We start from the raw sequence: 23,898 nt of genomic DNA on the forward strand, positions 1-23,898 counted from the left end.
AATAGTTTGATCGCGAATCATAAAAATCAAGCTGAGTTTTAATGAATTGTTAACGCTGTGATCTGTATTGCTTAACCTGACCACCCAGAAGCCTTGCGTCATCGGCCTTTCATGAAAAGGCTTGCGAGCGTCGTCACAAAATAAACAAACGCTTCTTGGGGTTATATTTAACCTTTGTGTAACTTTTAAGGAAACAAATGATTCACCATTTTGCTATTTGTGGTGATTTAACGAATCATAAAGGTGGTTATGTGACGCAAGAACAACGCTTTGAGCAACGCATCGCACAGGAGACGGCCATCGAGCCGCAGGACTGGATGCCGGATGCCTACCGCAAGACGCTGATCCGCCAGATTGGACAGCACGCCCATTCTGAGATTGTCGGCATGCTGCCGGAAGGAAACTGGATCACCCGCGCGCCGACGCTGCGCCGGAAAGCCATTCTGCTGGCGAAGGTGCAGGACGAAGCCGGACACGGCCTGTACCTCTACAGCGCGGCGGAAACGCTGGGCTGCGCCCGGGAGGACATCTATCAAAAGATGCTCGACGGCAAGATGAAATACTCCTCCATCTTCAACTATCCGACCCTGAGCTGGGCCGATATCGGGGTCATTGGCTGGCTGGTGGACGGGGCGGCCATTGTGAACCAGGTGGCGCTGTGCCGTACCTCTTACGGCCCGTATGCCCGGGCGATGGTGAAAATCTGTAAAGAAGAGAGCTTCCATCAGCGTCAGGGTTTTGAGGCCTGCATGGCGCTGGCGCAGGGCAGCGAAGCCCAGCGGCAGATGTTGCAGGACGCCATCAACCGTTTCTGGTGGCCCGCGCTGATGATGTTCGGACCCAACGACGACAACTCCCCAAACAGCGCCCGCAGCCTGGCCTGGAAGATCAAACGCTTTGGCAACGATGAGCTTCGCCAGCGCTTCGTGGACAACACGGTGCCTCAGGTGGAGATGCTCGGTATGACCGTGCCGGACCCCGACCTGCGTTTCGATGAAGAGAGCGGCCACTACCGCTTCGGCGAAATCGACTGGCAGGAATTTGACGAGGTGATCAACGGGCGCGGGATCTGCAACCACGAACGTCTGGCCGCAAAACGTAAAGCCTGGGACGACGGCGCATGGGTGCGTGAAGCCGCTCTGGCCCACGCGGAAAAACAACGCGCTCGCCAGGCCGCATAAGAGGAATCAACCATGAGCAATGTTTACTGGCCGTTATACGAAGTTTTTGTCCGTTCGAAGCAGGGGCTGTCGCACCGGCATGTGGGCAGCCTTCACGCTGCCGACGACCGTATGGCGCTGGAAAACGCGCGCGATGCCTATACCCGCCGCAGCGAAGGCTGTTCCATCTGGGTGGTGAAGGCGAGTGAAATCGTCGCTTCCCAGCCGGAAGAGAGCGGGGAATTTTTCGATCCGGCGGAAAGCAAGGTCTACCGCCATCCGACGTTTTACACCATCCCTGATGGCATCGAGCATATGTGAGGTTGGGGATGAACAACGTATCTGCTTATGCCCTGCGTCTGGGCGACAACGGTCTGGTGCTCTCACAGCGTCTGGGCGCCTGGTGCGGCCACGCGCCGGAGCTGGAAATTGACCTGGCGCTCGCCAATATCGGCCTTGATCTGCTCGGGCAGGCGCGCAATTTCCTGACCTACGCCGCTGAACGGGAGGGTAAGGGCGATGAAGACACCCTGGCCTATGGCCGCGATGAGCGTCAGTTCCGCAATCTGCTGCTGGTGGAACAACCAAACGGCAGCTTCGCTGACACCATTGCCCGTCAGTATCTGATGGATGCGTGGAACGTGGCGCTCTACGAGCGGCTGATCCATAGCAGCGACAGTCAGCTTGCCGCCATCGCGGCAAAAGCCATTAAGGAGGCACGCTATCACCTGCGCTTTAGCCGCGGCTGGCTGGTGCGGCTGGGGGACGGAACAGAAACCTCCGCACAAAAAATGCAACAGGCGGTGGATAGCCTGTGGCGCTTTACGGCTGAACTGTTCGACGCAGACGACGTCGAGCTGGCGCTAATTGAAGACGGCGTGGCGGTTGATCCGCGCGACCTGCGGGACCCGTGGGAGCGCGAAGTGTTTGCTGGCCTGGCGGAAGCCACCCTCCGCGTGCCCGAAGAGGTGGCGTATCGCACGGGCGGCAAGAAGGGGCTACATACCGAACACCTCGGGCCGATGCTGGCAGAGATGCAGTATCTCCAGCGCGTTTACCCCGGCCAGCAGTGGTAAAGGAGGACGCCATGCAACGCCTCGTCGACATCGCGCCTGCACAAATCCCGCAGATTTGGGCGCTGTTAAGCCAGATCCCCGACCCGGAAGTGCCGGTGCTGACCATCACCGACCTGGGCATGGTGCGCAGCGTGAAGGCGCAGGGGGAAGGCTGGGTCATCGGCTTCACGCCAACCTATTCGGGCTGTCCGGCAACGGAGCATCTGCTGGGGGCGATCCGCGAAACCCTGACCGGAAACGGCTTTAGCCCGGTACATATTGTGCTGCAACTGGAGCCCGCCTGGACCACCGACTGGATGACCGACGATGCCCGCAGGCACCTGCGTGAATATGGCATCAGCCCGCCTGTCGGCCATAGCTGCCATGCCCACGTTCCCGCTGAGGTGAGCTGCCCGCGCTGTGCGAGCACCGATACCTCGCTTATCAGTGAATTTGGTTCTACGGCCTGCAAAGCGCTCTACCGCTGCAATACCTGCCGTGAGCCCTTCGACTATTTTAAATGTATTTGAGGCTGCCATGACAACGTTTCATTCATTAACAGTGGCAAAAGTAGAACCCGAAACCCGCGACGCGGTGACCATTACCTTCGCGGTGCCGCAGGCGTTACAGGAGGCGTACCGCTTCCGTCCCGGTCAGCATCTGACCCTGAAAGCCAGTCCTGGCGGGGATGAACTGCGCCGCTGCTACTCCATCTGCCGGAGCACCGCGTGCGGTGAGATCAGCGTGGCGGTCAAAGCCATCGAGGGCGGACGTTTTTCCCGCTATGCCCGGGACGAGATCAAACCGGGCATGGTGCTGGAGGTGATGGTGCCCCAGGGGCAGTTTGGCTATCAGCCGCAGGCCGAACGCGAAGGCCACTATCTGGCGATTGCCGCCGGGTCCGGGATCACCCCGATGCTGGCGATTATGTCCGCTACGCTGGCCACTGAAGCCCACAGCCACTTCACCCTGATTTACGGCAACCGCAGCAGCCAGAGCATGATGTTCCGCCGGGCGCTGGCAGACCTGAAAGACAAATACCCGCAGCGTTTGCAGCTGATCGCCATCTTCAGCCAGGAGACGCTCGACAGCGATCTGCTCCATGGCCGCATTGACGGGGAAAAGCTCCAGGCGCTGGCAAAAACGCTGGTGAATTTCCGTCAGTACGATGAAGCCTTCATCTGCGGCCCGTCGGCGATGATGGATGAGGCCGAAGCGGCGCTGCAAGCGCTGGGTATGCCGGAAAAAGCGATCCATCTTGAGCGCTTTAACACGCCGGGTACCGCCGTTAAACGGACAGCCAGCGTGCAGGCCGACGGGCAGAAGGTCACCGTCCGTCAGGACGGGCGCGACAGGGAGATCACCCTGACGGCGGACGACGAGAGCATTCTTGACGCGGCCCTGCGTCAGGGGGCGGATCTGCCTTACGCCTGCAAGGGCGGCGTATGCGCCACCTGCAAATGCAAAGTGCTGCGCGGAAAAGTCGATATGGCGACCAACTACAGCCTGGAGCCGGACGAGCTGGCCGCAGGCTATGTGCTGAGCTGTCAGGCGCTGCCGTTAACCGCCGACGTTATCGTCGATTTTGATGCGAAGGGGATGGTATGAGTGAACTGATTGTCACTCGTCACGGTCGCGTGTTGCAGCTGACGCTTAACCGTCCGGCGGCGCGCAACGCGCTCAACAATGCGCTGCTCCTGCAAATCGCGGAGCAGCTTGAGGCCGCCGCCGCGGATGCTGAGATCGCCGTCTGCGTGGTGTACGGCAACGAACGCTGCTTTGCCGCCGGGGCCGATCTCAACGAAATGGCGGAGAAAGACCTGCCCGCCACCCTGAACGATATCCGTCCGCAGCTGTGGGCGCGGATCAACGCCTTCACCAAACCGCTGATTGCCGCCGTGAACGGCTTCGCGCTGGGGGCAGGCTGTGAGCTGGCGCTGCTCTGCGATGTGGTGATTGCCGGTGATAACGCCCGTTTTGGCCTGCCGGAAATCACCCTCGGGATCATGCCGGGCGCAGGGGGCACCCAGCGGCTGATCCGCAGCGTGGGCAAATCGTTGGCCAGCAAAATGGTGCTGACGGACGAAAGCATCACGGCGGTTCAGGCGCACAGCGCCGGGCTGGCCAGCGACGTCTACCCGGCCTCGCTGACGCTGGAGTACGCCCTGAAGCAGGCGGCGCTGATGGCGCGCCACTCGCCGCTGGCGCTACAGGCGGCGAAGCAGGCGCTTCGCCAGTCGCAGGAAGTCCCGCTTCAGGCCGGGCTGGCGCAGGAGCGTCAGCTGTTTGCGCTGCTCGCGGCCACCGACGATCGCCGGGAAGGTATCAACGCCTTTTTACAAAAACGCACCCCAGACTTTAAAGGACGCTAATTGTGGAATCTATTCTGAGCCATGTTGAGCAGGGCGTAATGACCATTACGCTGAACCGCCCGGAGCGCCTGAACAGCTTTAACGACGTCATGCACCAGCAGCTTTCCGAATGCCTGAAGCAGGCCGAGCGCGATGACGCCATCCGCTGCCTGCTGATCACCGGGGCAGGACGCGGTTTCTGCGCCGGGCAGGATCTTAACGACCGTAACGTCGACCCGAACGGCCCCGCGCCCGATCTGGGCATGTCCGTTGAGACTTTTTACAACCCGCTGGTGCGCCGCCTGGCAAAACTGCCGAAGCCGGTGATTTGCGCGGTTAACGGCGTGGCGGCGGGGGCGGGTGCCACGCTGGCCCTCGGCTGTGACATGGTGATTGCGGCCCGTTCAGCCAGCTTTGTGATGGCCTTCAGCAAGCTCGGGCTGGTACCGGACTGCGGCGGAACCTGGCTGCTGCCGCGCGTGACCGGACGCGCCCGCGCCATGGGGCTGGCATTGCTGGGCGATAAGCTCAGCGCCGAGCAGGCACAGGCCTGGGGAATGATCTGGCAGGTGGTGGACGACGACCAGCTCTCCGCCACCGCACAGCTGATGGCGCTGCATTTTGCCTCGCAGCCGACCTTTGGCCTGGGCTTGATCAAGCAGGCGATTAACGCCGCCGAAACCAATACCCTCGACGCCCAGCTTGATCTGGAGCGCGACTATCAACGTCTGGCCGGACGCAGCGACGACTACCGGGAAGGCGTCAGCGCGTTCCTGGCAAAACGCGCGCCGAACTTTACGGGGAAATAAGATGGTGAATATCCATACGGTCGCCGTCATTGGCAGCGGCACCATGGGCGCCGGGATTGCCGAAGTGGCAGCCAGCCACGGTCATCCGGTTCTGGTGTACGACATTGATGCAGCGGCGATTTCCCGCGCCATCGACGGCATTCGTCAGCGGCTCTCCTCTCGCGTTGCGCGCGGAAAACTCTCTGCCGACGCCGGGGAACAGATCCTCGCCCGCCTGACGCCGGTGACGACTATCAGTGCTCTGGCGAAAGCCGATCTGGTGATCGAGGCGGCCTCCGAGCGGCTTGAGGTAAAAAAAGCGCTGTTTACCCAGCTGGCAGAGATCTGCCCGCCGCAGACGCTGCTTGCCAGCAATACCTCGTCCATTTCCGTTACCGCGATTGCAGCGGAGATAAACCACCCTGAACGCGTCGCCGGGCTGCACTTCTTCAATCCTGCCCCGGTGATGAAGCTGGTGGAAGTGGTCAGCGGGCTGGCGACCTCTCCCGAAGTGGCCGATGCACTGTGCGAGCTGGCGCTGAGCTGGGGAAAGCAGCCGGTACGCTGCCAGTCCACGCCGGGGTTTATCGTCAACCGCGTGGCGCGCCCGTTCTACTCGGAAGCCTGGCGCGCGCTGGAAGAGCAGGTGGCAACGCCCGAGGTGATCGACGCCGCCCTGCGAGACGGCGGAGGCTTCCCGATGGGGCCGCTTGAGCTGACGGACATGATAGGTCAGGACGTCAACTTTGCCGTGACCTGCTCCGTGTTTAACGCCTTCTGGCAGGAGCGTCGTTTTCTGCCGTCGCTGGTGCAGCAGGAGCTGGTGCTGGCGGGGCGTCTGGGTAAGAAAAGCGGGCAGGGCGTTTACCGCTGGCTGGAGGAGAAACCCGCCGTCAGCTGGCTCGCCCCGGTCAGCGACAGCTTCAGCCCGATGCGCGCACAGCGAAGAAGTGACGGTGTCACGGAAATTGACGATCTGTTGCTGATCGAAACGCAGGGTGAAACCGCGCAATCGCTGGCGCTGCGCCACGGCTGCCCGGTGGTGGTGGTCGACCGCATCGAGCGGGATGTGGCCGTGATAGCCACCGCACCGGGCAACCCGCACGCCGCCACGCAGAAAGCCATTTACTGGTTGCAGCACCAGGAGAAACGGGTGGTACAGATTGCCGATTACCCCGGCCTGCTGGTCTGGCGCACGGTAGCGATGATTGCCAACGAAGCGCTGGACGCCCTGCAAAAAGGGGTCGCCAGCGAGCAAGACATCGATACCGCCATGCGCTTAGGGGTTAACTATCCCTGCGGGCCCATCGCCTGGGGCGAACGCCTTGGCTGGCAGCGTCTGTTAACGCTGCTGGAAAACCTGCAACGTCACTACGGCGAGGAACGCTATCGCCCCTGTTCACTGCTGCGCCAGCGTGCGCTTCTGGAGAGTAGCTATGAGTCATAACGCCTGGCATAACGCCCGCGCGATGTACGAACGGGACGCCTGCGCGCAGGCGATGGGGATGGACATTATCGACATGGGCGAGGGCTACGCGGTGGTGACCATGACCATCACCCCGCAGATGCTCAACGGGCATAAAACCTGCCACGGCGGACAGCTGTTCTCGCTGGCCGATACCGCCTTTGCCTACGCCTGCAACAGTCAGGGGCTGGCGGCGGTGGCCTCAGGCTGCGCCATCGATTTTCTGCGTCCGGTCTTTGCCGGAGATAAGCTCACCGCCACCGCGCGGGTGAAGCATCAGGGCAAACTGACCGGCGTCTACGACATTGAAATTCAGAACCAACACCAGAAAACCGTCGCTCTTTTTCGCGGGAAATCGCACCGCACCGGCGGCAGTGTGACAGGAGAAGCCTGATGCGTGACGCATTTATTTGTGAGGGGGTGCGTACCCCGGTTGGTCGCTACGGCGGAGGATTATCCAGCGTGCGCGCCGATGACTTAGGGGCCGTGCCGCTGCGTGCGCTGCTGGCGCGTTACCCGCAGCTCGATCTGGAGCGCATAGATGACGTGATCTTCGGCTGCGCGAATCAGGCCGGAGAGGATAACCGCAACGTGGCGCGCATGTCGGCGCTGCTGGCCGGGCTGCCGCAGACGGTATCCGGCACCACCATTAACCGCCTGTGCGGCTCCGGTCTGGATGCCCTTGGCTTTGCGGCGCGCGCCATCAGGGCCGGGGATGGCGATCTGCTGATCGCAGGTGGCGTCGAATCCATGTCCCGTGCGCCGTTCGTGATGGGCAAAGCCACGGCGGCGTTTCAGCGTCAGGCGGAGATCTTCGACACCACCATCGGCTGGCGATTTGTGAATCCGCTCATGCATCAGCAATACGGAACTGACAGCATGCCGGAAACGGCAGAGAATGTAGCGGAATTGTTAAATATAAGCCGTGCCGATCAGGACGCATTTGCCCTGCGCAGCCAGCAGCGCACCGCGCGGGCGCAGCAGAATGGCGTTCTGGCGCAGGAGATTATCCCGGTACAGGTGGCGGGCAAAAAAGGTGCGGTAACGGAAGTGAGCGTGGACGAGCATCCGCGCGCCGAAACCACCCTGGAACAGCTTGCCGCGCTGAAAGCCCCGTTCCGTAAGAACGGTGTGGTGACGGCGGGGAACGCCTCTGGCGTCAACGACGGGGCGGCGGCGCTGATTATCGCCAGCGAGCCGATGGCGCTTGCCCAGGGGTTAACCCCGCGCACCCGCATTGTGGCCATGGCGACAGCGGGCGTCGAGCCGCGCCTGATGGGATTAGGCCCGGTGCCCGCCACCCGCAAGGTGCTGGAGCGTGCCGGACTCAGTATCACCGATATGGACGTCATTGAGCTTAATGAAGCCTTCGCCGCACAGGCGCTGGGCGTGCTGCGTCAGCTGGGCTTGCCGGATGACGCCGAGCATGTCAACCCGAACGGCGGGGCGATCGCGTTAGGTCATCCGCTGGGAATGAGCGGTGCCAGACTGGCGCTGGCCGCAAGCAATGAATTGCACCGACGCGGCGGGCGCTACGCGCTGTGTACGATGTGCATCGGTGTGGGTCAGGGCATTGCCATGATCCTTGAGCGTGTTTGAGCGAACAATAATGTGAGTACCCTGCGATGATAAATACAACAAAGCTTGATCCGATCGAAACCGCGTCCATTGATGAATTGCAGGCGTTGCAGACCGCGCGCCTGAAGTGGACGCTGCACCACGCCTACAACAACGTTCCGATGTACAAACGCAAGTTTGATGCCGCGGGCGTTCACCCTGACGATTTCACCGAGCTGGCGGACCTGCAAAAATTCCCGTGCACCACCAAGCAGGATCTGCGCGACAACTACCCGTTTGATACCTCTGCGGTGCCGATGGAGCAAGTTGTGCGCATCCACGCTTCGTCGGGCACCACCGGAAAGCCGACCGTGGTGGGGTATACCCAGAATGATATCGACAACTGGGCCAATATCGTCGCCCGTTCCCTGCGCGCCGCCGGGGGCAGCGCGAAGGATAAAATTCACGTCGCCTACGGTTACGGGCTCTTCACCGGCGGGCTGGGGGCGCACTACGGTGCCGAGCGTCTGGGAGCGACGGTGATCCCGATGTCCGGCGGCCAGACGGAGAAGCAGGCGCAGCTGATCCGCGATTTCCAGCCGGATATGATCATGGTGACGCCGTCTTACTGCCTGAACCTCATTGAAGAGCTGGAGCGTCAGATGGGCGGCGATGCCAGCGCCTGTTCCCTGCGCGTCGGCGTGTTTGGCGCCGAGCCGTGGACGCAGGCGATGCGCCGCGAAATTGAAAAACGGCTGGGCATTACCGCGCTGGATATCTATGGTCTCTCCGAGGTGATGGGGCCGGGCGTGGCGATGGAGTGTCTTGAAACCGCCGACGGCCCGACCATCTGGGAAGATCACTTCTTCCCGGAGATCGTCAACCCGAATGACGGCACGCCGCTGGCCGACGGCGAGCAGGGCGAGCTGCTGTTCACCACGCTGACCAAAGAGGCGCTGCCGGTGATCCGCTACCGCACCCGCGACCTGACGCGCCTGCTGCCGGGCACCGCACGCACCATGCGCCGGATGGATCGCATCAGCGGGCGCAGCGACGACATGCTCATCATTCGCGGGGTTAACGTCTTCCCGTCACAGCTGGAAGAGGAGATCGTTAAGTTCGAACACCTTTCGCCGCACTATCAGCTGGAGGTGAACCGCCGCGGGCATCTTGATTCACTTTCGGTGAAGGTCGAGCTGAAACAGAGCAGCTTAACGCTGACCCATGAACAGCGCTGTCAGGTCTGCCATCAGCTGCGTCATCGGATTAAATCGATGGTGGGGATCTCGACCGACGTGATGATCGTGAACTGCGGCAGTATACCGCGCTCCGAGGGTAAAGCCAGCCGGGTGTTTGATTTGCGTAAAGTGGCAGCCAACGGTTGAATTTCCCTCACCCCAGCCCTCTCCCAAATGGAGAGGGTGTATTAAGTTCCCTCTCCCTTTGGGAGAGGGTTAGGGTGAGGGTACACCCCAGATTCGTATGCTATGATTCATCCAGGAAAAAAATAACAACAGAATGAATCACATGAATAAACTTGATGCCTTTATCCAGCACGCAGTCAGCTCTGTTCCCGTCAGCGGAACGTCGCTTATCTCCTCGCTGTATGGCGATGCGCTTTCCCATCGCGGCGGAGAGATCTGGCTCGGCAGCCTGGCGGCCCTGCTGGAAGGGATGGGTTTCGGGGAGCGCTTTGTGCGCACCGCGCTGTTTCGCCTCAACAAAGAGGGCTGGCTGGACGTGTCCCGCATTGGCCGCCGCAGCTTTTACCGTCTCAGCGACAAGGGGCTGCGTTTGACCCGCCGCGCGGAAAATAAAATCTACCGTGCGGAACTGCCGGCGTGGGATGGTAAATGGCTGCTGCTGCTTTCCGAGGGGCTGGATAAAACCACGCTCGCGGACGTGAAAAAACAGCTCATCTGGCAAGGGTTCGGCACGCTGGCGCCGAGCCTGATGGCCTCGCCGTCGCAGAACCTGGCGGACGTGCAGTCTCTGCTGCATGACGCGGGCGTGGCGGAAAACGTCATTTTCTTTGAAGCCCATTCGCCGCTGGCCTTGTCACGCGCGGCGCTACGATCCCGCGTGGAAGAGTGCTGGCAGCTGACCGAACAAAATGCGATGTACGAAACGTTTATCAACTCGTTCCGTCCGCTGCTGCCGCTGCTGAAAGAGGCGCCGCCTGAGGATTTGACTCCGGAACGCTGCTTCCAGATCCAGCTGTTACTCATTCATTTTTATCGTCGCGTGGTGCTGAAAGATCCGCTGTTGCCGGAGGAGTTACTTCCTGCGCACTGGGCGGGACAGAGCGCGCGACAGCTGTGTATTAACATCTACCAGCGCGTGGCGGCGGGAGCCCTGGCGTTTGTCAGTGAGAAGGGGGAAACCTCCGTGGGCGAGCTGCCCGCTCCCGGCACGCTTTATCACCAGCGTTTTGGTGGTCTGAATATCACATAAGGAGAGGGTATGCCTGTTTATCAAATTGATGGTCTGACGCCGGTCGTGCCTGAAGAGAGCTATGTTCACCCGACCGCGGTGCTGATTGGCGACGTGATCCTCGGAAAAGGTGTTTACGTGGGCCCTAACGCCAGCCTGCGCGGTGATTTTGGCCGGATCGTGGTGAAAGACGGCGCGAACATCCAGGATAACTGCGTGATGCACGGTTTTCCGGAGCAGGACACGGTGGTGGAAGAGGACGGGCATATCGGCCACAGCGCGATCCTGCACGGCTGCATTATCCGCCGTAATGCGCTGGTGGGGATGAATGCGGTCGTGATGGACGGGGCGACGATCGGCGAAAACAGCATCGTCGGGGCGGCGGCGTTTGTGAAGGCCAAAGCGGAGATGCCTGCGAATCACTTAATTCTTGGCAGTCCGGCGAAAGCGATTCGTGAGTTAAGCGCGCAGGAAATAGAGTGGAAAAAGCAGGGCACGCGGGAGTATCAGGTACTGGTGGATCGCTGTAAGCAAACGCTGCATCAGGTGGAGCCGCTGCGGGAAGAAGAGCCCGGCCGCAAACGGCTGGTCTTCGATGAGAATTTACGGCCCAAGTCGGCTGGCCGGGATAAATAAGGCCGTTCGTTCCCGCGTGTTGCTCAAGGCGTGAAGATGAGCTTAATACGCTTCCGGCAGGGGCCGGTCAATCGACACCAGCTTTCCGCGCTTCATGGTGATATAGCCCCCGGCTTTGAGATCTGCCAGCACGCGAAAGACATGCGTGCGTGACAGGTTAGTGCGCTTAATGATAAACAGCGCCAGGCCCTCATTCTCTCCCGTGTGGGTCTCCTGCCGATAGAGATAGCGGTACAGCATCGGTTTGATGGTCTGGTAGCTGGTGACCTGCCTGCGTTCATTGTGCAGGTCGATGGTGAAAATGGACATGTAGGTCAGTATGGTGGCCAGCGCCTGCATGCGCTCACACCCGCCTCCGAAAAATAGCTGGTCGAAGTCGGCCCAGGCTATTCTCACCAGCTTCACCTTCGCACTGCTGCGATATTCATACTTCGCCAGTGGACAATACCTTTCCATTAACCCTATCGGCATATACTCGATAGTATTGCCAATATTTAGGCCATCATCAGGCATTAATATTGTCAGCGACCCTTCAGTGCAAAAATAGATATAGCCAGGCTCGACGGTGAATTTTTTATTTGCGGCAACGGTTAAGGCCTCGCCTTTACAAAGCATGTGCGGAAAGAATTGCCCAATATTGAGTTGCTGATAATAGGTATGGATATCCTGAAAATTCACGCTAAGCCTCTCCCCGCAACGTCTGCCGTGGTAGCGAGTATAGCAGCAATAGCCCCCGGATTACGAACCGATAAATAACCAGTCCCATATGGGACTATGATGAGAAAGTATTCTGATTAGAATGGTCGTCAATGAGTTCGCATTAAAATTATCCGCCAACAGTAAATATCCAGGCGGCGCAATTAATCTACGAGGCCATTCAATGAAATTAACCCTAATTGCTAAACATCTGGCGCTTGCCGGTGTGTTGACGTCGCTGTCGCTTTCCGTGTTTGCGGAAGTGCAGCCGCAGGATGCCACTGCCACAACCCGGCAGGCAAATAACGCCCTGTATAAAAAATTACCGTTTGCCGATAAAACCGACTTTGAGAACGCCCATAAAGGTTTTATCGCCCCGCTGCCACAAAACATGATTAAAGGCGAGCAGGGGAACGTTATCTGGAACCCGGCGAAATATGATTTCGTGAAAGAGGGTGAAAAAGCCCCGGATACGGTAAACCCGAGCCTGTGGCGTCAGTCACAGCTGATCAACATTGGCGGGCTGTTTAAGGTCACCGACGGCGTGTATCAGATCCGCAATCTCGATCTCTCCAACATGACCATCATTGAAGGCGAGAAGGGCATCACCGTTATCGACCCGCTGTTAAGCGCTGAACCGGCGAAAGAAGCGCTGGATCTCTACTATGCAAACCGCGGCAAGAAACCGGTCGTCGCTGTGGTGATCACCCACAGTCACGTCGACCACTACGGCGGCCTGCGCGGTGTGGTTGACGAAGCCGACGTGAAGTCCGGCAAAGTGAAGATCTACGCCCCGGAAGGCTTTATGAAAGAAGCGGTTTCCGAAAACATTATGGCCGGGAATGCGATGAGCCGCCGTGCGAGCTATATGTACGGCAACCTGCTGAAGCCGGATGCAAAAGGCCAGGTGGGGGCGGGTCTTGGCACCACCACCTCTGCGGGTACGGTGACCCTGATCCCGCCGACCAACTACATTACCCATACCGGTCAGCAAGAGGTGATTGACGGGCTGACCTACGACTTTATGATGGCGCCGGGCTCAGAAGCCCCGTCTGAAATGCTGTGGTATGTCAAAGAGAAGAAAATGATCGAAGCCGCAGAGGACGTGACTCATACCCTGCACAACACCTACTCCCTGCGCGGCGCGAAAATCCGCGATCCGCTGGCCTGGTCTAAGTACATCAACGCCGCCATTGAGCGCTGGGGCGCGGACGCGGAAGTGATTATTGCGCAGCACCACTGGCCGACCTGGGGCAACGAGAATATCGTCAAGCTGATGAAAGGCCAGCGCGATATGTATCGCTACATCAACGACCAGACCCTGCGTATGGCAAACAAGGGGCTGACCCGCGACGAGATCGCCGCCGAATTTACACTGCCGGAATCGCTGGAAAAACAGTGGGCGAGCCGCGGCTATTACGGTTCCGTCAGCCACGACGTCAAAGCCACCTACGTGTTTTATCTCGGATGGTTCGACGGCAACCCGGCTACCCTCGACGAACTGCCGCCTGAACAGGCTGCGAAGAAGTTTGTGGAATACATGGGAGGGGCCGATGCCATCATGCAGAAAGCCAAAGCTGACTATCAGCAGGGCAACTACCGCTGGGTGGCGCAGGTGACCAGCAAAATTGTCTTCGCCGATCCGCAGAACGCTACGGCACGTAATCTGGAAGCCGACGCGCTGGAGCAGTTAGGTTACCAGGCGGAAGCGGGCACCTGGCGTAACTTCTACCTGACCGGCGCGCAGGAACTGCGTAATGGCGTGAAGAAGCTGCCGACGCCGAACACCGCCAGCCCGGATACCGTGCGGGCGATGACTCCGGAAATGTTCTTCGACTACCTGGGCGTGCACATCAACGGGGTGCGGGCCGGTAACGCGAAAGCGGTCTTTAACATCGATCTCGGTAAGGATGGCGGCAAATACAAGCTGGAGCTGGAAAACGGCGTGCTGAACCATACCGCCAACGCGCAGGCGAAGGATGCCGACGCAACCATCACCCTGGACCGCACCACGCTGAATGACATCATCCTTAAGAAAGAGACGCTCAAGCAGGCGATGGACAAGGGTGACGTCAAGGTGAGCGGAGACAGAGCGAAGCTGGAAGAGATGCTGAGCTACATGGACACATTTGACTTCTGGTTCAATATTGTCACGCCATAAGTTTAGCGTTCATCCTGGTTAATCCTGGCGCCTTATTACGATAAGGCGCCATTTTTTTCATTCACGCATCGCCAGCGCGCTGGCGCTTGCCGGATCGAACAGCGAAATACTCTCGATCTGATCCAGCATGATCACTTTGCGAAAATCCATGGCGCTTTTGGGCTCCGAATCGAGCGTAATGTCATGCTCGGCATACCATTTGCTGTAGTTATGTTCGATACAGAGCTGCATGTTCTTCCCGTCACGGTAGCCGCTCAGCATCGGAATAAGCACGATATTGGCCGTTTTTTCATACTCCAGCGTGGCGGTATGGATCATGCCAATATAGATCCGCCGCGATTTCAGCGTGACGTGCGCCAGTTCACCTTCCTCCATGCACTGATAGAGCAGCTGTTCAATCCCGCTCGACTGCGCCAGCCGCTTGTACAATTTTTTCCGGCCCTCACCGTCCAGCCGCGCGCTTCCGGCCCAGTTCGAGCGGTAGAGACAAAACAGGATCGCGAAGGTCAGCATCACCACCACCGGGGCCTGAATCCCCAGGAAGCTCCAGTTCATAAAATCAATTTGCCAGTCGGCATATTTTGCTGACGTGAAATGGAACGTGTTATCGGCGGCGGAGAGGGCGAACAACAGCAGCCACAGCAGGCCGGTGGCGATCACCCCCTGAAGAACAAAAATACAGCCATACAGTGCAACAAGAAAATAGACGTCCCAGCCAAAGGATCGCTTGATTTTAAACCGTGTTGAGAGGTCGCGGCTGGTGTACCAGTACCCGCATACCATCAATACCATGAATATTGCCGTTCCCATTTCAGGCTCTCTTCAGCGCGTTGACATGGCGCAGAAAGTCCTGCCGTACTTCGTGGCTTTTGTAGTTAACCGAGGCGTTTCCATCCTGATCGATGATGATGCGGTCGCCATCCTCTACGGCTTCGATAATTTCCTGGTGACTCATGACCTGCAACAAGGATTCCGGGCTGGAAAAGAGCGTCATCAGTAAATGTTTCATCGCGTGACATCCTTATGAATTAAAAGGATAAGTCTGGAAGATAAATGGCACCTTTGCCTTAAGGTTATCCCTAAAAAATCGGCAGCCTGGCGGCGAAATTCATATTTTTCACAAAATGGTTGTGCGTGGTGATATTCCATGTAACTGAAAAATAATAAGAATAAAAAATATATCTGCGCAAACTTGGACAAATAAAGTTAATTGTGTAAGTTTAAATTATGCGATTCCGCTACGTTGTTTACACCCAGGATGTGACCCATGAGCACGTTGCCGTCCGTCATCAGTCGGTTCGTTGATTACTACGCCACGCTGGATACCCAGCCACCTTCGGCGCTGGCGGGGATTTATCGCGCCGATGCCACGCTTATCGATCCCTTTGGCGAACACAGCGGGGTGTTCGCGATTCAGCGCTATTTCACCCATCTGCTGGCTAACGTCCAGCACTGTCGCTTTACCGTCGATGCACCGTTGCAGCAGGGCGATCGCTTTGTTGTCACCTGGATGATGCACTGGTCGCACCCACGTATCGCCGGGGGGGCAATGCGCCAGCTGCCGGGCTGCTCCGTGGTAGACATGCGCGACGATCGCATTGTTCGCCAGCGGGATTACTACGATGCCGGAGAGATGATTTACGAACATCTCCCGATACTCGGCTGGGCCGTGCGCGGCGTGAAGCGAAGAGTGAAATCATGAAAACGGTTCTGATCACCGGCGCAAGCTCGGGCATCGGGGCGGGGCTGGCGAAATCTTTTGCCGACGATGGTTACCGGGTGATTGCCTGCGGGCGCGATGCGCAACGTCTGGCAGCCGTGCATCAGTACAGCCCCAACATTACGGTGCGCCTGTTCGATATGACAGACAGGGACGCCTGTCGCCAGGTGCTGGCGGACTGTACTGCCGACACGGTGATTCTCTGCGCCGGAACCTGCGAGTATCTCGACCGCGGCGAGGTGGATGCCGAGCTGGTGGCGCGGGTCATGACCACCAATTTCATCGGGCCGGTAAACTGCCTTGCGGCGTTGCAGCCGCAGCTGGTATCCGGCAACCGCGTGGTGCTGGTCAGTTCGATGGCGCACTGGCTTCACTTCCCGCGAGCCGAAGCGTATGGCGCCTCCAAGGCGGCGTTAACCTGGTTCGCCGATACGCTGCGCCTCGACTGGGAACCGAAAGGGATTGCCGTCACGGTCGTTTCACCCGGTTTTGTCGACACGCCGCTGACCCGCAAAAACGATTTCCCGATGCCGGGCCGGGTCAGCGTGGGGGACGCCGTCCACGCCATTCGTCGCGGTCTGGCAAAAGGGAAGGATCACATCGCGTTTCCCGCCGGGTTCAGCCTGGCGCTGCGCGTGCTTTCCGGCCTGCCCGATGTACTTCAGCGCGCACTGCTGCGCAGGATGGTGCGACCATGAAAATCGCAATTATCGGCAGCGGCATCGCCGGGTTAACCTGTGCCTGGCGGCTCGCCGGACATCATCAGGTCACGCTGTTTGAGGCGCAGGCCACGCCGGGCGGCCATACCGCAACGGTGGATGTCGACACGCCGCAGGGCAGCTTTGCCATCGATACCGGTTTTATCGTCTACAACGACCGCACCTATCCGCGCTTCATGGGGTTGCTCAGCGAACTGGGCATCTGCGGGCAAAAAACGCAGATGAGCTTTTCGGTGCACAACCCGCAGAGCGGGCTGGAGTACAACGGGCACACGCTGACGTCGTTGTTCGCCCAGCGACGTAATCTGCTCAACCCGGCTTTCTGGACGCTGCTGAAGGAGATCGTGCGCTTTAACCGGCTGGCGAAACAGACGCTCCGGGGCGAAGTCGATGGTTCCGCCACGCTGGAAACGTTCCTGCGCCAGCACCGTTTTACGCCCTTTTTTGCGCGCCACTACATCCTGCCAATGGGGGCGGCTATCTGGTCGTCGTCGCTACAGGAGATGAAACGCTTTCCGCTGCCGCTCTTTTTACGCTTTTTTGAAAACCACGGTCTGCTGGACATTACCCATCGTCCACAGTGGTACGTGGTGCCAGGCGGCTCCAGGGAGTATATCCGCGCGATGCTGGATACGCTCGGCGATCGCCTGACGCTGCACCTTAACGCGCCGGTGCAGCAGGTTATTCGCCACGATCGTGGGGTTGATATTGCGCGTGAGGGCGTAACAGATACTTTTGATCAGGTGATCTTCGCCTGCCACTCCGCTCAGGCGCTGGCGATGCTCGCCAGCCCAACGCAGGCTGAACGCGAGGTGCTGGGGGATATCGGCTGGCAGCGTAACGAGGTGGTGCTTCACCGCGATCCGCGCTGGCTGCCGGTGCGCGAACGCGCGTGGGCGAGCTGGAACTACCGCCTCAGCGAGCAGGATCAGGCCAGCGCCTGCGTCACCTACAACATGAATATCTTGCAGGGACTGCCGCCGGGTTGCCCGCTGTTTTGCGTCACCCTCAACCCGGAAACGCCGGTGGAGGAACGGTTTGTGCTGCGCCGCTTTGTCTATGAGCATCCGCTTTTTAACCCGCAAAGCTGGCAAGCTCAGGCCCGGCGCGGCGAAATAAACGGTCGCCAGCGGAGCTGGTTCTGCGGCGCGTACTGGTACAACGGCTTCCACGAAGATGGCGTGCGCAGTGCGCTGGACGTGGTCAACGCTATCGCGACCGGGGAGGGCAACTGAGATGAACAGCTGCCTTTACCACGGTACATTGCGCCATCGTCGGCTTGCGCCGAAAGCGCACCACTTTACCTACAGCGTGTTTATGGCCTGGCTCGATCTGGATGAGCTGGACGCGCTGCCCTCTGTCGGCGTGCGTCGTAACCGCGTTGCGCCCGCGGCATTTTATGATGCGGATTACCCGCTGGGCACGCCGCTCAAAGCGCGTGTCCTTGAGCGTCTGGAAAATCTGACCGGCGAACGTCCGGCGGGGCGGGTCATGCTTCTGACTCAGCTGCGCTATTTCGGTTTTCATTTCAACCCGGTCAATTTCTACTACTGCTATGACGGGGAAGACACCCTGCGCTGGGTTCTCGCCGAAGTCCGTAACACGCCGTGGAATGAACGACATTACTACGCGGTAGCGGGGCGGGACGCCCCGCCGACGGAGAAAGCGTTTCACGTCTCGCCCTTTAATCCGATGGACATGATCTACCACTGGCGCTTCAACAGCCCGGACAGCACGCTGCGCATGCATATCGAAAACCATCAGGAGACGAAGGTGTTTGATGCCACCCTGACGCTGCGCCGGGTCCCGCTGACGCGCACGGCGCTGCGTTCGCTGCTGGCGCGGATCCCGTTGATGACCCTCAAAACCGTTTTCGCCATTTACTGGCAGGCGCTCAGGCTGTGGCTGAAGCGCGTACCGCTGCATAACCATCCCCTCAGCAGGAGTGAACGCTCATGACCAATCCCGTCTTTGCGCTTGAACCCGATATCCCGCGCAACGTCCGCGTCGCGCGATGGTTGCTCTTCCGCCTGCTGAATGGCCTGCACGGTGGCTCGCTGACGCTGCGTGAAGGCGCGCAGACGTTCCAGTTCGGCGACGCTTCCGCCGCGCTTCACGCTGAGGTGCAGGTACTTGCTCCGGGCGTCTACTGGCGCATTTTAACCGGGGGCAGCCTCGCCGCGGCACAAGCGTGGATGGATGGCGACTGGGAGACGCCCCACCTGACGCCGCTGCTGGAGCTGATTGCGCGCAATAGCCAAATCCTCGGAAAGCTGGAAAAAGGGTTTCGCCTGCTCGGGAAACCGGTGGAGCGGCTGCGGCACTGGATGCGGCGCAACTCCCGCGCGCAGGCGCGGGAAAATATTGCCGCCCATTACGATCTGGGCAACGCCTTTTACGCCCATTTCCTTGATGAACATCTCCTGTACTCCAGCGCGCTGTTTAGCGGGGACGAGCAGGATCTGACCGCGGCTCAGCAGGCGAAAATGGCGAGGCTGTGTGACCAGCTGGCGCTCACGGCAAACGATCATCTGCTGGAGATTGGCACCGGCTGGGGGGCGATGGCGGAATATGCCGCCCGTCATTACGGCTGCCGGGTGACCACCACCACGCTGTCGCAGGAGCAGTACCACTGGGCCACCGCGCGCATCGCCCGGGCAGGGTTGCAGGATCGTGTTGAGGTGCTGCTCTGCGACTACCGCGATCTGACCGGGGTCTACGACAAGCTGGTGTCGGTTGAGATGATTGAGGCCGTCGGTCAACGCTACCTGCCAACATTTTTCCGCACCTGCCAGGCGCGTCTGCGTCCAGGCGGGCGGATGGCGATTCAGGCCATCACCATTCAGGATCAACGCTATCGCGACTACAGCAAAAGCGTCGATTTTATTCAGCGCTACATCTTCCCCGGCGGCTTTTTGCCCAGCATCACCGCCATGAATGAACTCATGACCCGCCATACCGATTTTGTGGTGCGTAACCTCTTCGATATGGGACCGGACTACGCCCGCACGCTGGCGCACTGGCGTCAGCGCTTCGTTCACGCCTGGCAGGAGATTGAAAAGCTCGGGTTTGATGACCGTTTCCGCCGGATGTGGCTCTACTACCTCGGCTACTGTGAAGCCGGGTTTAATGCCCGCACCATCAGCGTGGTGCAGTTGACTGCGGAACGCGTATGAAGCGCTACGGGCAGGTATTTCTGCTGGCCATCGGGTTTGATCTCTACTGGACGCGCTCTGGGCGCTGACGGGGCTGATTGCGTTCACGGGCGCGTCCCTGATGCCGCTATGGATGGTGGCGCTGTGGCTAATGTTTGCCACCGTCTGGACGCAACTGACCCGCACGACCACCTTGCCGGGCTGGTTGCTGACGGTACTGGCGACCCTGGGCGGGCCGGTGGCCTACCTGATCGGCGAGCGTCTGGGGGCCGTTTACCGTTTATACCTCTCAGCTTCTGACGCCCGACGGCAGCTATACAGGGTTAGACGGCGATAATGCGCTGATTATCACCTATGCCCGGGACATCGATGGTGACGACCTGGTTGAGGCGACCCGCGACCAGTGGCAGGCGCAGGGCATTTTGCAGCAGGAGCCGCAGAGTGAAGCCTGGCTGAGCGAGTATCCTGAACTGCGTCAGCAGTTAATCGGAGGACCACAATGAAACGTTTCCTGTTAATGGCGCTTGCCCTGACGATGCTGGTGGCCGGATGTAGCACCGAGGTGACAGAGTATCGTCAGCAGCAGCCACGGCTTGATATTTTTACTTACTTCCAGGGGAAAACCGAGGCGTGGGGGATGGTGCAGGATCGCAGCGGTAAGCAGATCCGTCGTTTTCACGTCGAGATCGCCGGGGATGTTATCGGCGATACGCTGACCCTGAATGAACATTTTGTCTACGATGACGGCGAGAAGCAGCAGCGCGTCTGGCATATCCGCCGCGTTGGGCAGAATCGCTATGAAGGCACGGCGGGTGACATAGACGGTGTCGCGACAGGCCAGGCGGCGGGCAATGCCCTTAACTGGCGCTACAGCATGAACGTGAAGGCGGACGGTAAAACCTGGCTGCTGCACTTTGATGACTGGATGTATTTGCAGGACAGCACCCGTCTGTTTAATAAAACCGAGATGAAGAAATTTGGCGTCACCGTCGCCACGGTGACGCTGTTCTTTACCCGCAAAGAGGGCGGTTAATCCTCTTCGGGCTGAGGTTTACTGCTTGAGTAGATGAAGAAGAGCGCAATACTCAGGCAGACGACGGCCCCGAAACGGCTCACTGAAAACGGAATGGCTTCATTGTTCAGCCAGCCAAAGTTATCAATCAGCATGCTCATGGCCAGCTGGCCCAGGATAACCGCTACCGTGGCAACGGCGGTCCCGATGCGCTGCACGGCGAGCACCATAATCACGATATAGGGCACGCCGCACAGGGCCCCCAGAAGCTGCCATTTGGGCACATCCATCAGGCTGACCGCCTGTTTCGGCTCAAAAAAGAAGATCAGCAGGGCGGTCACCAGCGCGCCGACGGAAAACGTCAGAAACGCGCTTTTAAATACCCCCACGCTGCTGCCTAATTGCCCGTTAATAGCAGCCTGAATGCTCAGCGTTGCGCCGCCAATCACCGCCAGAATAATCATAATCACTGTCATAACGTTACCCCTGCGCCACGAGAATGAGCGCGGCGATGATAAATCCCAGCGCAATAATGCGTTTTGTATCGATCCTGCGGTGCGGCGTACCCAGCAGGCCATAGTGGTCGATAATCAGGCTTTTAAAAACCTGGCCTGCCAGAATGCCGATCATCGTCATGGCAATGCCGATCGCAGGCGTGGCAATGGTGAGAATGATGACGTAAACCGGGCCGAGCACGCCACCCAACAGGTGCCATGAAGGCTGCGCAAAAAATGAGGGACTGTTGCGGGGGCTGAAAAACAGCATCAGCAGAAACGTCAGCCCCGTTCCCACGCTGAATATGCTGAACGCCGCCCACAGGTCGCCCACCTCTGCGCCCAGCGGCCCCAGCAGCCCGGCTTCCACGGACAGCCCCATGCCGCCGGCAATCACCAGTAAAATTAAAATAATGTGCATAACGCTTTTTCTCCTTTTTCCAGGCGGAGAAGATTACGTCTGAACATCATTGAGAAAAATGCCATAATGCAGGAAACACCTTTGCAGGAAATGCATTAATGATGGATGCCGGACATATCAGCATTCGCGCGCTGCTGATCTTCATCGACGTTTATGAAACGCAGAATTTTTCCGTGGTGGCGAGGCGGGAAGGGATTTCTGCGTCGCAGGTCTCACGCGTGATCCACCAGCTTGAGGACGCCCTCGGGCAACAGCTTTTCTACCGCAACACGCGGGCGATTATGCCCACAGAGAGCGGGCATCTTTTTGTGCGCTATGCCCGTGCGATGGCCGGGAATATGGAGGACGCGCGACGCGAGCTGGATGAACGCGCCCGCGAGCCGTCGGGCACGCTGCGTATCAATGGCCCGGTCTTTTTCGGACAAAGGCACATCGCGCCGGGCCTGCCGGGGCTTCTGGCGCGTTACCCTCGTCTCTCCATTGAACTGACCCTCACCGACGATTTTATCGATCCGCACCGTGACGCCGCGGACGTTATCTTCCGCATCGGCGCGCTGACGGACTCCTCGTTTCACGCCCGGGTGTTCGGGCAGCAGTTCTACCATCTGGCGGCCTCGCCGGACTATCTGCAAAAACATGGCGCGCCCGAGGGGCCGGACGATCTCAGCCGTCACCACTGTCTGGTTTACCGCGGCTCGTCCGGGCCTAACCGCTGGCTGATCCGGCAGCCGGGCGAGGCGTGGGTTCACTATCCCATTGTACCTCTGATGACTTCCAATAACGCGGAAACGCTCCTGATTGCGGCGCTGGGCGGCATGGGCGTTGTGCTTTTCCCGGACTGGATGGTGAGCGAACGGCTCAAAAGCGGTGAGCTGGTGGCACTGCTGCCGGAAATGGAGTGTTCAATTAATACGGAGCCACTGACAATTGCGGCGATTTACCCGAACGCGCGTCATCCGCCCCTGAACGTCAGGGCGGTGATTGATTACTATATTGAGCGATTCGGTACGCCACTGTACTGGCAAACCTGAAGGTTAGCGGGCAAGCTCGCGACGGATAATGTCAGCCCCGGCGCTTAACGCCTTCAGCTTACCGTTGGCGACCTGGCGGGAAAGGGGGGCCATACCGCAGTTGGTGGACGGATAGAGCTTGTCTGCATCAACAAACTGCAACGCCTTGCGCAGCGTATCGGCCACCTCTTCCGGCGTTTCGATGGTCTGGGTGGCGACGTCAATTGCCCCGACCATCACTTTTTTACCGCGGATAAGCTCCAGCAGATCCATCGGCACGCGCGAGTTGTGGCACTCCAGCGAGATGATATCGATCTTCGAGGTCTGTAACTTTGGAAATGCCTCTTCATACTGGCGCCACTCGGAGCCGAGCGTCTTTTTCCAGTCCGTATTGGCTTTGATGCCGTACCCGTAACAGATATGTACCGCGGTTTCGCATTTCAGCCCTTCAATGGCGCGCTCCAGTGCGGCGATACCCCAGTCATTCACCTCGTCGAAAAAGACGTTAAAGGCAGGTTCGTCGAACTGAATAATGTCGACGCCGGCCGCTTCCAGCTCGCGGGCCTCCTGATTGAGAATTTTAGCGAACTCCCAGGCCAGCTTTTCGCGGCTTTTATAGTGGGCATCGTATAGCGTGTCGATCATGGTCATCGGGCCGGGCAGCGCCCACTTGATCGGCTTGTCAGTCAGCTGGCGCAGGTATTTAGCGTCGTCAACAAACACCGGCTTCTGGCGCGCCACCGCGTCTACCACGGTCGGTACGCTCGCATCGTAACGGTTACGGATGCGTACCGTCTGACGGTTCTCAAAATCCACGCCGCTGAGATGTTCAATAAAGGTGGTGACAAAATGCTGGCGGGTTTGTTCCCCGTCGCTGACGATATCAATCCCGGCGCGAATCTGTTCATCCAGAGACAAACGCAGCGCATCCTGTTTCCCTGCCAGTAATTCCTCGTCCTGGAGTTTCCACGGCGACCAGAGCGTTTCCGGCTGTGCAAGCCAGGTGGGTTTCGGCAGGCTGCCAGCCGTTGATGTCGGGAGCAATGTTTTCATAAAAGAACCTTT

27 protein-coding genes and 2 pseudogenes are annotated in these 23,898 nt (G+C 59.1%); 23 read left to right on the top strand and 6 right to left on the bottom strand.

Annotated elements, in window-relative coordinates; all coding sequences use genetic code 11:
* The first annotated feature begins 251 nt into the window (after nt 1-251).
* From paaA to paaY, 13 genes are all read left to right on the top strand, one after another.
* Nucleotides 252-1,181 (top strand): 1,2-phenylacetyl-CoA epoxidase subunit PaaA, encoded by a 930-nt coding sequence (gene paaA / locus AC4OVU_RS10570; protein WP_003857355.1) that lies wholly within the window; start codon nt 252-254, stop codon nt 1,179-1,181.
* Between the two features lie 12 nt (nt 1,182-1,193).
* The gene (gene paaB / locus AC4OVU_RS10575) at nt 1,194-1,481 is read left to right on the top strand and encodes a 1,2-phenylacetyl-CoA epoxidase subunit PaaB (protein ID WP_003857353.1); all 288 of its coding nucleotides are present in this window, start codon (nt 1,194-1,196) and stop codon (nt 1,479-1,481) included.
* A gap of 8 nt (nt 1,482-1,489) precedes the next feature.
* On the top strand, nt 1,490-2,236 hold the full coding sequence (paaC, locus tag AC4OVU_RS10580; RefSeq protein WP_045338254.1) for a 1,2-phenylacetyl-CoA epoxidase subunit PaaC: 747 nt from the start codon (nt 1,490-1,492) through the stop codon (nt 2,234-2,236).
* An 11-nt stretch (nt 2,237-2,247) separates the two neighbouring features.
* A complete protein-coding gene (paaD, locus tag AC4OVU_RS10585; RefSeq protein WP_045338255.1) occupies nt 2,248-2,745 on the top strand; it encodes a 1,2-phenylacetyl-CoA epoxidase subunit PaaD in 498 nt (165 codons plus the stop codon).
* Nucleotides 2,746-2,752: 7 nt separating this feature from the next.
* Nucleotides 2,753-3,823, top strand: coding sequence for a 1,2-phenylacetyl-CoA epoxidase subunit PaaE (gene paaE, locus AC4OVU_RS10590; RefSeq protein WP_491928675.1), 1,071 nt, complete (start codon nt 2,753-2,755; stop codon nt 3,821-3,823).
* The gene (gene paaF, locus AC4OVU_RS10595) at nt 3,820-4,587 is read left to right on the top strand and encodes a 2,3-dehydroadipyl-CoA hydratase PaaF (RefSeq protein ID WP_491928676.1); all 768 of its coding nucleotides are present in this window, start codon (nt 3,820-3,822) and stop codon (nt 4,585-4,587) included. Before paaE ends, paaF begins: the two co-directional genes overlap by 4 nt.
* On the top strand, nt 4,587-5,375 hold the full coding sequence (paaG, locus tag AC4OVU_RS10600) for a 2-(1,2-epoxy-1,2-dihydrophenyl)acetyl-CoA isomerase PaaG (RefSeq protein WP_110292952.1): 789 nt from the start codon (nt 4,587-4,589) through the stop codon (nt 5,373-5,375). The genes paaF and paaG overlap by 1 nt, the downstream gene beginning before the upstream one ends.
* 1 nt (nt 5,376) lies before the next feature.
* On the top strand, nt 5,377-6,801 hold the full coding sequence (paaH, locus tag AC4OVU_RS10605) for a 3-hydroxyacyl-CoA dehydrogenase PaaH (protein ID WP_017693478.1): 1,425 nt from the start codon (nt 5,377-5,379) through the stop codon (nt 6,799-6,801).
* Nucleotides 6,791-7,213: a hydroxyphenylacetyl-CoA thioesterase PaaI gene (paaI, locus tag AC4OVU_RS10610; protein WP_110292953.1), complete on the top strand. Its 423-nt coding sequence runs from the start codon at nt 6,791-6,793 to the stop codon at nt 7,211-7,213. The genes paaH and paaI overlap by 11 nt, the downstream gene beginning before the upstream one ends.
* Nucleotides 7,213-8,418: a 3-oxoadipyl-CoA thiolase gene (pcaF, locus tag AC4OVU_RS10615; protein WP_032103752.1), complete on the top strand. Its 1,206-nt coding sequence runs from the start codon at nt 7,213-7,215 to the stop codon at nt 8,416-8,418. The genes paaI and pcaF overlap by 1 nt, the downstream gene beginning before the upstream one ends.
* A 26-nt stretch (nt 8,419-8,444) precedes the next feature.
* Nucleotides 8,445-9,761: a phenylacetate--CoA ligase PaaK gene (gene paaK / locus AC4OVU_RS10620; RefSeq protein WP_491928677.1), complete on the top strand. Its 1,317-nt coding sequence runs from the start codon at nt 8,445-8,447 to the stop codon at nt 9,759-9,761.
* A 133-nt stretch (nt 9,762-9,894) separates the two neighbouring features.
* Nucleotides 9,895-10,830: a phenylacetic acid degradation operon negative regulatory protein PaaX gene (gene paaX, locus AC4OVU_RS10625; protein WP_032103751.1), complete on the top strand. Its 936-nt coding sequence runs from the start codon at nt 9,895-9,897 to the stop codon at nt 10,828-10,830.
* A gap of 9 nt (nt 10,831-10,839) precedes the next feature.
* Complete coding sequence (paaY, locus tag AC4OVU_RS10630) at nt 10,840-11,445, top strand: phenylacetic acid degradation protein PaaY (protein WP_006810541.1); 606 nt, start codon at nt 10,840-10,842, stop codon at nt 11,443-11,445.
* Nucleotides 11,446-11,487: 42 nt separating this feature from the next.
* Here the strand turns inward: paaY and AC4OVU_RS10635 are convergent, their stop codons facing one another.
* On the bottom strand, nt 11,488-12,123 hold the full coding sequence (locus tag AC4OVU_RS10635; RefSeq protein ID WP_023303685.1) for a helix-turn-helix domain-containing protein: 636 nt from the start codon (nt 12,121-12,123) through the stop codon (nt 11,488-11,490).
* Nucleotides 12,124-12,325: 202 nt separating this feature from the next.
* Here AC4OVU_RS10635 and AC4OVU_RS10640 point away from each other — a divergent pair, with 202 nt between their 5' ends.
* Nucleotides 12,326-14,302: an alkyl/aryl-sulfatase gene (locus AC4OVU_RS10640; RefSeq protein WP_110292954.1), complete on the top strand. Its 1,977-nt coding sequence runs from the start codon at nt 12,326-12,328 to the stop codon at nt 14,300-14,302.
* Between the two features lie 57 nt (nt 14,303-14,359).
* Here AC4OVU_RS10640 and AC4OVU_RS10645 read toward each other — a convergent pair whose 3' ends face one another.
* Both AC4OVU_RS10645 and AC4OVU_RS10650 read right to left on the bottom strand, forming a co-directional pair.
* Entirely contained in the window at nt 14,360-15,112 is a 753-nt protein-coding gene (locus AC4OVU_RS10645; RefSeq protein ID WP_022651152.1) for a hypothetical protein, read from the bottom strand.
* Nucleotide 15,113: 1 nt separating this feature from the next.
* The gene (locus AC4OVU_RS10650) at nt 15,114-15,311 is read right to left on the bottom strand and encodes a hypothetical protein (protein ID WP_003857318.1); all 198 of its coding nucleotides are present in this window, start codon (nt 15,309-15,311) and stop codon (nt 15,114-15,116) included.
* A 258-nt stretch (nt 15,312-15,569) separates the two neighbouring features.
* On the opposite strand from AC4OVU_RS10650, the gene AC4OVU_RS10655 reads away from it, so the two are divergent.
* The 8 genes and pseudogenes from AC4OVU_RS10655 (at nt 15,570) to AC4OVU_RS10690 (ending at nt 20,929) form a co-directional block, all read left to right on the top strand.
* Complete coding sequence (locus tag AC4OVU_RS10655) at nt 15,570-16,004, top strand: nuclear transport factor 2 family protein (RefSeq protein WP_017384507.1); 435 nt, start codon at nt 15,570-15,572, stop codon at nt 16,002-16,004.
* Nucleotides 16,001-16,720 (top strand): SDR family NAD(P)-dependent oxidoreductase, encoded by a 720-nt coding sequence (locus AC4OVU_RS10660; protein ID WP_110292955.1) that lies wholly within the window; start codon nt 16,001-16,003, stop codon nt 16,718-16,720. The genes AC4OVU_RS10655 and AC4OVU_RS10660 overlap by 4 nt, the downstream gene beginning before the upstream one ends.
* The gene (locus tag AC4OVU_RS10665; protein WP_017693469.1) at nt 16,717-17,976 is read left to right on the top strand and encodes an NAD(P)/FAD-dependent oxidoreductase; all 1,260 of its coding nucleotides are present in this window, start codon (nt 16,717-16,719) and stop codon (nt 17,974-17,976) included. Before AC4OVU_RS10660 ends, AC4OVU_RS10665 begins: the two co-directional genes overlap by 4 nt.
* A 1-nt stretch (nt 17,977) precedes the next feature.
* Nucleotides 17,978-18,700, top strand: coding sequence for a DUF1365 domain-containing protein (locus AC4OVU_RS10670; RefSeq protein WP_023296566.1), 723 nt, complete (start codon nt 17,978-17,980; stop codon nt 18,698-18,700).
* Nucleotides 18,697-19,917, top strand: coding sequence for an SAM-dependent methyltransferase (locus AC4OVU_RS10675; RefSeq protein WP_045141532.1), 1,221 nt, complete (start codon nt 18,697-18,699; stop codon nt 19,915-19,917). Before AC4OVU_RS10670 ends, AC4OVU_RS10675 begins: the two co-directional genes overlap by 4 nt.
* Before the next feature lie 40 nt (nt 19,918-19,957).
* Nucleotides 19,958-20,170 (top strand): annotated as a pseudogene (locus AC4OVU_RS10680) (DUF2878 family protein); the annotation flags it as partial.
* A pseudogene (locus AC4OVU_RS10685) lies at nt 20,160-20,372 on the top strand (hypothetical protein); the annotation flags it as partial. The pseudogenes AC4OVU_RS10680 and AC4OVU_RS10685, both read left to right, overlap by 11 nt.
* Nucleotides 20,373-20,395: 23 nt before the next feature.
* Nucleotides 20,396-20,929, top strand: coding sequence for a DUF3833 domain-containing protein (locus AC4OVU_RS10690; RefSeq protein ID WP_491928678.1), 534 nt, complete (start codon nt 20,396-20,398; stop codon nt 20,927-20,929).
* On the opposite strand, the gene AC4OVU_RS10695 is transcribed toward AC4OVU_RS10690, so the two are convergent.
* Together AC4OVU_RS10695 and AC4OVU_RS10700 are read right to left on the bottom strand one after the other, a co-directional pair.
* Nucleotides 20,926-21,384 carry a DMT family transporter gene (locus tag AC4OVU_RS10695; RefSeq protein WP_003857305.1) on the bottom strand — a complete coding sequence of 153 codons (459 nt, stop codon included), beginning with the start codon at nt 21,382-21,384 and terminating at the stop codon, nt 20,926-20,928. The genes AC4OVU_RS10690 and AC4OVU_RS10695 overlap by 4 nt on opposite strands.
* Nucleotides 21,385-21,388: 4 nt before the next feature.
* A complete protein-coding gene (locus AC4OVU_RS10700; RefSeq protein WP_003857304.1) occupies nt 21,389-21,823 on the bottom strand; it encodes a DMT family transporter in 435 nt (144 codons plus the stop codon).
* A gap of 98 nt (nt 21,824-21,921) precedes the next feature.
* Between AC4OVU_RS10700 and AC4OVU_RS10705 the strand changes: the two genes are divergently transcribed.
* Nucleotides 21,922-22,854 carry a LysR family transcriptional regulator gene (locus tag AC4OVU_RS10705; protein ID WP_023303693.1) on the top strand — a complete coding sequence of 311 codons (933 nt, stop codon included), beginning with the start codon at nt 21,922-21,924 and terminating at the stop codon, nt 22,852-22,854.
* A gap of 3 nt (nt 22,855-22,857) precedes the next feature.
* Here the strand turns inward: AC4OVU_RS10705 and AC4OVU_RS10710 are convergent, their stop codons facing one another.
* Nucleotides 22,858-23,886 (bottom strand): methionine synthase, encoded by a 1,029-nt coding sequence (locus tag AC4OVU_RS10710; protein ID WP_003857302.1) that lies wholly within the window; start codon nt 23,884-23,886, stop codon nt 22,858-22,860.
* Nucleotides 23,887-23,898 lie beyond the last annotated feature (12 nt).

The sequence above is a fragment of the Enterobacter sp. 6722112 genome, from assembly GCF_058661685.1.

What these genes read in the sequence shown, in the direction of transcription:
- paaY (WP_006810541.1), top strand. Translation starts at nt 10,840, where the DNA reads ATGCCTGTTTATCAAATTGATGGTCTGACGCCGGTCGTGCCTGAAGAG.
- AC4OVU_RS10675 (WP_045141532.1), top strand. Translation starts at nt 18,697, where the DNA reads ATGACCAATCCCGTCTTTGCGCTTGAACCCGATATCCCGCGCAACGTC.
- AC4OVU_RS10710 (WP_003857302.1), bottom strand. Translation starts at nt 23,886, where the DNA reads ATGAAAACATTGCTCCCGACATCAACGGCTGGCAGCCTGCCGAAACCC.
- AC4OVU_RS10655 (WP_017384507.1), top strand. Translation starts at nt 15,570, where the DNA reads ATGAGCACGTTGCCGTCCGTCATCAGTCGGTTCGTTGATTACTACGCC.
- AC4OVU_RS10705 (WP_023303693.1), top strand. Translation starts at nt 21,922, where the DNA reads ATGATGGATGCCGGACATATCAGCATTCGCGCGCTGCTGATCTTCATC.
- AC4OVU_RS10700 (WP_003857304.1), bottom strand. Translation starts at nt 21,823, where the DNA reads ATGCACATTATTTTAATTTTACTGGTGATTGCCGGCGGCATGGGGCTG.
- AC4OVU_RS10650 (WP_003857318.1), bottom strand. Translation starts at nt 15,311, where the DNA reads ATGAAACATTTACTGATGACGCTCTTTTCCAGCCCGGAATCCTTGTTG.
- paaE (WP_491928675.1), top strand. Translation starts at nt 2,753, where the DNA reads ATGACAACGTTTCATTCATTAACAGTGGCAAAAGTAGAACCCGAAACC.
- AC4OVU_RS10645 (WP_022651152.1), bottom strand. Translation starts at nt 15,112, where the DNA reads ATGGGAACGGCAATATTCATGGTATTGATGGTATGCGGGTACTGGTAC.
- AC4OVU_RS10690 (WP_491928678.1), top strand. Translation starts at nt 20,396, where the DNA reads ATGAAACGTTTCCTGTTAATGGCGCTTGCCCTGACGATGCTGGTGGCC.
- AC4OVU_RS10670 (WP_023296566.1), top strand. Translation starts at nt 17,978, where the DNA reads ATGAACAGCTGCCTTTACCACGGTACATTGCGCCATCGTCGGCTTGCG.
- paaK (WP_491928677.1), top strand. Translation starts at nt 8,445, where the DNA reads ATGATAAATACAACAAAGCTTGATCCGATCGAAACCGCGTCCATTGAT.
- AC4OVU_RS10660 (WP_110292955.1), top strand. Translation starts at nt 16,001, where the DNA reads ATGAAAACGGTTCTGATCACCGGCGCAAGCTCGGGCATCGGGGCGGGG.
- paaF (WP_491928676.1), top strand. Translation starts at nt 3,820, where the DNA reads ATGAGTGAACTGATTGTCACTCGTCACGGTCGCGTGTTGCAGCTGACG.
- AC4OVU_RS10640 (WP_110292954.1), top strand. Translation starts at nt 12,326, where the DNA reads ATGAAATTAACCCTAATTGCTAAACATCTGGCGCTTGCCGGTGTGTTG.
- pcaF (WP_032103752.1), top strand. Translation starts at nt 7,213, where the DNA reads ATGCGTGACGCATTTATTTGTGAGGGGGTGCGTACCCCGGTTGGTCGC.
- paaD (WP_045338255.1), top strand. Translation starts at nt 2,248, where the DNA reads ATGCAACGCCTCGTCGACATCGCGCCTGCACAAATCCCGCAGATTTGG.
- AC4OVU_RS10695 (WP_003857305.1), bottom strand. Translation starts at nt 21,384, where the DNA reads ATGACAGTGATTATGATTATTCTGGCGGTGATTGGCGGCGCAACGCTG.
- paaH (WP_017693478.1), top strand. Translation starts at nt 5,377, where the DNA reads ATGGTGAATATCCATACGGTCGCCGTCATTGGCAGCGGCACCATGGGC.
- paaB (WP_003857353.1), top strand. Translation starts at nt 1,194, where the DNA reads ATGAGCAATGTTTACTGGCCGTTATACGAAGTTTTTGTCCGTTCGAAG.
- AC4OVU_RS10665 (WP_017693469.1), top strand. Translation starts at nt 16,717, where the DNA reads ATGAAAATCGCAATTATCGGCAGCGGCATCGCCGGGTTAACCTGTGCC.
- paaI (WP_110292953.1), top strand. Translation starts at nt 6,791, where the DNA reads ATGAGTCATAACGCCTGGCATAACGCCCGCGCGATGTACGAACGGGAC.
- paaX (WP_032103751.1), top strand. Translation starts at nt 9,895, where the DNA reads ATGAATCACATGAATAAACTTGATGCCTTTATCCAGCACGCAGTCAGC.
- paaC (WP_045338254.1), top strand. Translation starts at nt 1,490, where the DNA reads ATGAACAACGTATCTGCTTATGCCCTGCGTCTGGGCGACAACGGTCTG.